6 protein-coding genes are annotated in these 7,021 nt (G+C 76.0%); all 6 read right to left on the bottom strand.

Features of this window, described 5'->3' with window-relative positions; genetic code table 11:
- Positions 1 to 142: 142 nt before the first annotated feature.
- Genes AB0M16_RS12625 through AB0M16_RS12600 form a run of 6 tightly spaced genes read right to left on the bottom strand, consistent with a single transcriptional unit; the run spans position 143 to position 6,766 of the window.
- Positions 143 to 946: an aldolase/citrate lyase family protein gene (locus AB0M16_RS12625; protein WP_365341806.1), complete on the bottom strand. Its 804-nt coding sequence runs from the start codon at positions 944 to 946 to the stop codon at positions 143 to 145.
- Complete coding sequence (locus tag AB0M16_RS12620) at positions 943 to 2,154, bottom strand: CoA transferase (RefSeq protein WP_365341804.1); 1,212 nt, start codon at positions 2,152 to 2,154, stop codon at positions 943 to 945. Before AB0M16_RS12620 ends, AB0M16_RS12625 begins: the two co-directional genes overlap by 4 nt.
- Complete coding sequence (gene rbsK / locus AB0M16_RS12615) at positions 2,151 to 3,053, bottom strand: ribokinase (protein WP_365341802.1); 903 nt, start codon at positions 3,051 to 3,053, stop codon at positions 2,151 to 2,153. Before rbsK ends, AB0M16_RS12620 begins: the two co-directional genes overlap by 4 nt.
- Positions 3,050 to 4,444: an ADP-ribosylglycohydrolase family protein gene (locus AB0M16_RS12610; RefSeq protein ID WP_365341800.1), complete on the bottom strand. Its 1,395-nt coding sequence runs from the start codon at positions 4,442 to 4,444 to the stop codon at positions 3,050 to 3,052. Before AB0M16_RS12610 ends, rbsK begins: the two co-directional genes overlap by 4 nt.
- Positions 4,441 to 5,592, bottom strand: coding sequence for an ADP-ribosylglycohydrolase family protein (locus AB0M16_RS12605; protein WP_365341798.1), 1,152 nt, complete (start codon positions 5,590 to 5,592; stop codon positions 4,441 to 4,443). Before AB0M16_RS12605 ends, AB0M16_RS12610 begins: the two co-directional genes overlap by 4 nt.
- Positions 5,573 to 6,766 carry an ADP-ribosylglycohydrolase family protein gene (locus AB0M16_RS12600; protein ID WP_365341830.1) on the bottom strand — a complete coding sequence of 398 codons (1,194 nt, stop codon included), beginning with the start codon at positions 6,764 to 6,766 and terminating at the stop codon, positions 5,573 to 5,575. Before AB0M16_RS12600 ends, AB0M16_RS12605 begins: the two co-directional genes overlap by 20 nt.
- Positions 6,767 to 7,021: the final 255 nt, after the last annotated feature.

The raw sequence follows: 7,021 nt of genomic DNA, 5'->3' as shown, positions 1-7,021 counted from the left end.
TCAGGCGCTACTGGGGCGTGGTGGGTGCGGACTGATTCGACCAGGGCGCATTCTTGGTCGTGGCCGCCGGGACCGATCGGTCCCGGCGGCCCTCCGCCGTTTCCGCGCACCGGGCCCGTCGGTGCACCAGGCGCGGACGGTCCTAGGCCCGGAGCGCGGCGAGGGCCAGGACGCGCCGGGCGCCGGTGACGACGGCCGCGTCCACGAATCGTCCGTCGGGCAGGGCGAGCGCGCCGGCCTGGGCCTCCGCCGCCTTCACGACCTCCTCGGCCGCGGCGATCTCGTCCGCGGTGGGGAGGTAGGCCCGTTCGATGACCGGGAGCTGGCGGGGATGGATCGCGGCCCGGCCGAGGAATCCCATCGCCCGGCCGCGCGCACAGCCCGCGGCGAGCCCGTCGAGGTCGTGGACGTCCGGGTGGACGGACTGGACCGGCGGCGGCAGGCCGGCGGCACGGGCGGCGACCACGACCCGGCTGCGCGGCCAGTCCAGGCCGCTGTCCTCCCGTACGCCCAGGTCGGCGCGGAGGTCCGCCTCGCCGAGGGCGATGCCGTGGACCGAGGGGTGCGCGCCGGCGATGGCGTACGCGTGCTCCACGGCCAGCGCGTTCTCCAGCAGGGGATAGAGCGGAAGGCCCCGTGAGAGCTCGACGATCCGGCCGATGTCAGTGGGGTGTGTCACCTTGGGGACACGGAGAGCGACGAGACCGGGCAGGGAGGCCAGGCATGGGATGTCGCGGGGTGCGTGGATGCGGACGTGGACCGGTACGGGCTGGGGGTCGGAGAGGAGGTCGGCGGTGGCGGCCAGGGCGTAGGCCCGGCGGTCCGGGGCCACCGAGTCCTCCAGGTCGACGATGACGACGTGCGCGCCCGAGCCGAGCGCCTTCTGGACGACGGAGGGGCGGTCACCGGGGGCGTAGAGCCAGGTGAGGGGGGTGGTGGTTCTCATACGGCTCCTTCGGCGCGCAGGGCGGCGATCTCGGTTCCGGTGAGGCCGAGTTCGGCGAGGAGGTCGGCGGTGTCGGCGCCGTGCGGGCGGCCGGCCCAGCGGATCGAGCCGGGGGTCTCGGAGAGCCGGAAGAGGATGTTCTGCATCCGGATCGGTCCGAGTTCGGGGTCCGGGACCTCGGTGACGGTGCCGAGGGCCTGGAACTGGGGGTCGTCGAGGACGTCACGCACGTCGTAGACCGGGGCGATGGCGGCCTCCGCCTTCTCGAACGCCGCCATGGCCTCGTCACGGGTGTGGCGGGCGATCCAGGAGCCGACCGCCTCGTCGAGGACGTCCGCGTGCGCGGCCCGCCCGGCGCCGTCGGCGAACCACGGTTCGTCGACCAGCTCCGGGCGCCCGACCAGCCGCAGCACGCGTTCGGCGATCGACTGGGCGGAGGTGGAGACGGCGACCCAGGAGCCGTCGGAGGTCCGGTAGGTGTTGCGCGGCGCGTTGTTGCGGGAGCGGTTGCCGGTGCGGGGCTGGACGTAGCCGAGCTGGTCGTACCAGAGGGGGTGGGGTCCGATGACGGAGAGCATCGGTTCGATGATGGCCATGTCGACGACCTGGCCGCGGCCGGTGGTGTTCCTCGCGGTGAGCGCGGTCATCACGGCGTACGCGGTGGCGAGCGCGGCGATGGAGTCGGCGAGGCCGAAGGGCGGGAGGGTCGGCGGGCCGTCCGGTTCGCCGGTGATGGCGGCGAAGCCGCTCATCGCCTCGGCGAGGGTGCCGAAGCCGGGGCGGTGGGCGTACGGGCCGAACTGGCCGAATCCGGTGACACGGGCGAGCACGAGACGCGGGTTGACGGTCGACAGCTCCTCCCAGCCGAGCCCCCAGCGTTCCAGGGTGCCGGGCCGGAAGTTCTCCACGATCACGTCGGCGGCGCCGGCGAGCCGCAGCAGCGTGTCGCGTCCGCCGGGTGCGGACAGGTCGAGGGTCATCGTGCGCTTGTTGCGCCCGAGCACCTTCCACCACAGCCCGACCCCGTCCTTGGCGGGGCCGTGTCCGCGGGACGGATCGGGCTTGCGGGGGTGCTCGATCTTGACGACGTCGGCGCCGAAGTCGCCGAGCAGCGTCGCGGCGAGGGGACCGGCGAAGAGGGTGGCGAGATCGAGAACGCGCAGTCCGCGCAGCGGAGCGGGGGCGGCGGGGCCGGTGGTCGCGGTCATGCGAGGGCCGCCTCGATCGCGACGCGGTACGGCATCGAGGTCGACGCGCCCTCGTGCTGCACGGACAGCGCGGCGGCCGCCGAGGCCCAGGCCAGGGCGTCCGGCACGGGCCGGCCCTCGGTGAGGGCGACGGCCAGGACGCCGACGAAGGTGTCGCCCGCGGCGGTGGTGTCGACGGCCTCGACGCGTGGCGCCGGCACGGCGAGCGGCTCGGCGCTGTCCCGCGCGAGGTAGAGGCAGCCGGCGGCGCCGAGGGTGACGACCACCGCGGGCACGACGTCCAGGAGGGCCCGGGCGGCCTCGTGCGGGTCGGTGAGGCCGGTGAGGGCGGTGGCCTCGTGTTCGTTGGGCACCAACAGATCGGTGGCGGTGAGGAGTTCCGGCGGCAGGGAGCGCGCGGGGGCGGGGGTGAGGACGGTGCGGACGCCGCGCTCGCGGGCGGCCCCGGCGCCCTCCACGACCACGGAGAGGGGGAGTTCGAGCTGGAGGAGCAGGGCGTCGGCGGTGGCGATCAGGGCCTCGTCGCCGTGCGTGAGCGAGGTGACGGTGCCGTTGGCGCCGGGGACGACGACGATCGCGTTGCCGCCCTCGTCGTCGACGACGATGTGGGCCGTGCCGGAGGGGCCCTCGACGGTGCGCAGCAGGTCGGTGTCGACGCCGCTGTGGTCGAGCGCGGCGCGCAGCCGCAGGCCGAAGTCGTCGGCGCCGACCGCGCCGATCATCGACGCCTCGGCGCCGGCGCGGGCCGCGGCCACGGCCTGGTTGGCGCCCTTGCCGCCGGGCACGGTGCGGAACTCGCGGCCGGTGACGGTCTCGCCGCGAGCGGGGGCCTTGGTCACGTAGGCCACGAGGTCCATGTTCGTGCTGCCGAGCACGACGATGCTGGTCGGGCTGGTCATGGGCGTACTGCCTCCGAGTGGGTCAGGGCGGCCAGGGTGTCGAAGCCGATGCCGTCGAAGGACGCCACCGAGGTCGAGAGCCGGTTCTTGAGGGGGGAGGTCCACCGCTCGGGCAGCCGGTCGGGGTGGCCGGCGAGCAGACCGGCGACCGATCCGGCCGTGGCGCCGTTGGAGTCGGTGTCCCAGCCGCCGGACACGGCCGCGCAGACGGAGCGCGTGAAGTCGCCGTCGGCGTGGGTGAGCGCGGCGGCGAGGAGGGCGGCGTTGGGGACGGCATGCACCCAGTGATACCCGCCGAGTTCGGCGTGGAGCCGATCCACGACGAGGTCGAAGTCGCTCTCCGCGCGGGCGGCGGCGATGCCGAGACGCACCGCCCCGGCCAGCCGGGACCGGGGCGGCACGACGCGGAGCCCGGCCGCCAGAGCCTGGTGGACGTCGACGCCGCCGCTCGCGGCGACGGCGAGGGCGGCGGCCACGAACATGGCGCCGTACACCCCGTTGCCGGTGTGGGTGAGCACCGCGTCCCGGTGCGCCTGGCGGGCGGCGCCGGCCGGGTCCCCCGGGTGGGTCCAGCCGTGCACGTCGGCGCGGATCTGGGCGCCGATCCACTCGCGGAAGGGGTTGCGGCGGACGGCCGTGAGCGGGGGTTCGACCCCGTCGAGCAGATTGCGGTACGCGACCCGCTCCGCGGTGAACGTCCGCCCGGCCGGCAGCTCGTCGAGCCACAGCCGGGCGACGTCGGCCGTGGTGAACGCGCGGCCGTGACGACGCAGCAGGAGCAGGTCGAGGAGGGGGTAGTTGAGGTCGTCGTCCTCGGGCATCCCGTCGATGTTCTCGGCGAGGGAGGTGGCCGCGGACCGCCGGTTCCACGGATGCGCGGCGAGCAGCGCCCCGGGTACGCCGCGGGCGGTGAACCAGTCGTTCAACGGCCAGTTGCCGGTGGCGCGGGCGAGCGCGCGGATGCCGTCCAACGGCATCTTCTCCACGGGCTTGCCGAGCAGACACCCGACCGCCCGCCCGAGCCAGGCGGCGTGCAGCCGCTCCAGCAGGCCGCTGCTCCCGTTCGACCGGCCCCCCCGGGGCGGGGTGGCCGGCCAGTCGGGGCAGGCGGAGACGATCGCGTCCAGGGGCGTGGGTTCGTGGCGGGACAGGGGGGAGGGGAGTGCGGCGAGGGCGTCGAGGAGCTGTTCGGCGAGGGGCCGGAGGGCGGGGCGGGGGGCGGGGGAGGCGCCGGCGGCGGGTGGGGCCGTGAGGCCGCCGGCGGCCCGCCATCGGGCGGCGAGGGGCGCGGCGTCCCGGCCGTCCTCCTCGGCCTGGCGGAGTTCGTGGCCCACCAGGTCCTCCGGCTGGACCCAGGTGAGGCGCAGGGCTTCGGCCGCGGCGGGGGTCACCGGGGGGCGCCCGTCAGGGTCGCGTACGCCGCTTCGTGGGTGCGGCGGCGGGTGGTGTCGCGGGTGAAGATCTCGTGGGTCACGGCGGTCAGGGCCGCGGCCGGGGCACGGAGGTCCAGGCGGCTGGCCTCCGAGACCCGCTTCGCCCACTCGGCGGGGACGGCCGATTCGCCGTGCAGGGCGCCGGCCAGCGCGCCCGCCATGGTGGCGATCGAGTCGCAGTCGCGGCCGTAGTTGACCGCGCCCAGGACCGTACGGCGGTAGTCGCCCTCGCCGACGAGGAGCATGCCGAGGGCGATCGGGAGTTCCTCGATCGCGTGCAGGCGGGACGGGCGGCGGGCGTCGAGGGAGGGGGCGCGGTAGTCCGGGCCGACCGAGTCGAAGGGCGCGACGGCCGCGCGCAGCGGGGCGAGTGCCGTGTCGAAGTCCCGGTGGGCTTCGGCGACTTCGGCGACGGCCTCGATCGCGGCGCGGGTGCCGTCCTTGGCCAGCAGGAGGGCGGTCTCGGTGATCGTCCGGGGGGTCGCGCCGGGCGCGCAGGCGGCTGCCACGGCCGCCGCGAAGACGCCCGCCGCCTCGCGGCCGTACGAGGACTGGTGGGCGCCCGCGATGTCGAGGGCCTCCGCGTAGGCGGCTGCCGGGTGGGCCGCGTTGACCAGGCCGACCGGGGCCATGTACATGGCCGCGCCGCAGTTGACGATGTTCCCCGTGCCGGCCTCGCGCGGGTCGGCGTGCCCGTAGTGGAGGCGGGTGACGATCCACTTCTCGGCGAGGAAGACGCGCTGGAGCGGCAGCGCCTCCGCCTCCAGCTCCGGGATCCACACCGTACGGCCCATGAGTTCGGGGACCAGGTGCTCGGCGACCGCGTACGCGTCGAGGTGGTCGCGGACCTTCTCGTACACCCTGATCAGGGCGTGCGTCATCAAGGTGTCGTCGGTGACGTGCCCGTCGCCCTTGTGGTACGGGGCGATGGGGCGCGCGGTGCGCCAGGCGTCGCCGTTCCACGGGCCGACGATGCCGGTGACGCGGCCGCCGTGGCGCGCGAGGATCTGCTCGGGGGTGTAGCCCTCGACGGGGCCGCCGAGGGCGTCGCCCACGGCCGCCCCGACGAGACTGCCGGTGATGCGGTCATCCAGATTGGGTGTCATGTCGGAATTGTCCACCCGGGGTGGTCAGTTCCGTGGCTGCGAGGAGACCGGCGAGTTCGACCAGGTCCGTGCCGGCCAGGCGGGGCAGCGCGCAGCCCGCCAGTGTGCGGCACGCCTCGCGCCACGTCGCCGGGACCGAACTCCCGCCGCCCAGCGCGCCGGTGAGCGCGCCCGCCAGAGCGGGGGCCGAGTCCGCGACCCGGGACAGGCAGGCCGCCGCCGGTACGGCCGCGGCCACCCGGCCGTCGGCCGCGAGCGTCAGCGCGAGGGCGACCGGGACGGTCTCGGCGGCGGCGATGCCGTAGCTGTAGACGTGGTCCACGATCTGGTGCTCCAGGAGCGGGACCAGTTCGAAGGAGGAGTCGGCGGTGCGGGCCAGCTCGACGGCGTGCCGGGCGTTCCGGCCGATCTCCGTCGCGGGCGGGAGCTGGGCGAGCGCCGCCTCCACGGCCTCGTCCGGCGTGCCGCCGCCGAGCGCCGCGGCGGTCGCCGCCGCCACCGCGCGGGCGCCGTGGACGCCGTCGCCGTCCTGTGTGTACCGCGCGTCGAACTCGGCGAGTTCGACGGCCGACGTCGGGTCGCCGGGGTGCGCGAGGGCGAGGACGGCGGCGCGGACACAGGCGGAGTCGTCGAAGTAGTGGGGGTTGTCGTGGCCGGTGGCGGGCGGGCGCAGGCCGGTGGCGAGATTGCCGAGCCCGGCGCGTACGGAGATCCGGGCGCGGAGGGGGAGCACCGCGGACTCGACCTCGGGGGCGCGGTCGGCAGCGGCGGCGACCTGGCCGGCGAGCGAGTTCCAGGCCAGGTCGACGGCGGCGCGGAGCCGGCGCTCGGGGGCGAGGGTGCGGAAGAGGGGCCCGGCGGAGGCGAGGAGCGCCTCGGCGGTGAACACCGCCCATTCGGCGTCGTCGGAGGGACCGAGGCGGAGGGGCTCGGGGGGCTGGTTCAGGGCGATGGGGACGGGGAGCGTGGTCGTCGCGTTCTGCTCGGCGAAGGTGTCGAGTTCGCGGGTGAGGCGGCGGGTCCATTCGGGCATGCGGGCGGCGCGGTGCCTGGCCGCGGGCCAGCCGGCGGCGTCGCCCGCCGCGAGGCCCAGGAGGAGGCCTTCGATCTTGTCGCGGGGGGTGGTGGCGTCGCGTGCGGAGCGGTCGGCCGCGGTGGAGCGGGTGGTGCCCAGCACCGGGGCGCGGCGGACGGTGGCCCGGACCGGGCCGTGGTGGGTGCGGTCCCGTGGAGCGGCGCCCGCCGTCGTGGGCTGTGCCCACTCGTTCCGCCCTGCGGAACGAGTGCCCCCCGTAGGCGCGGAACGACGGCCCGCAGCGGGCGGCGCGGACGTGCGGTCCGCGATGGGGGCGGACGTACGGCCCACGGCACCGGCGGCCGAGGCGCAGGCGGTGCTCGCCCGTCCGTGGCCGCCCACGGGGGGAGCGGT

Source organism: Streptomyces sp. NPDC051921, assembly GCF_040680975.1.
GTDB lineage: Bacteria > Actinomycetota > Actinomycetes > Streptomycetales > Streptomycetaceae > Streptomyces.
This window is presented reverse-complemented; position numbering and strand designations above follow the sequence as displayed.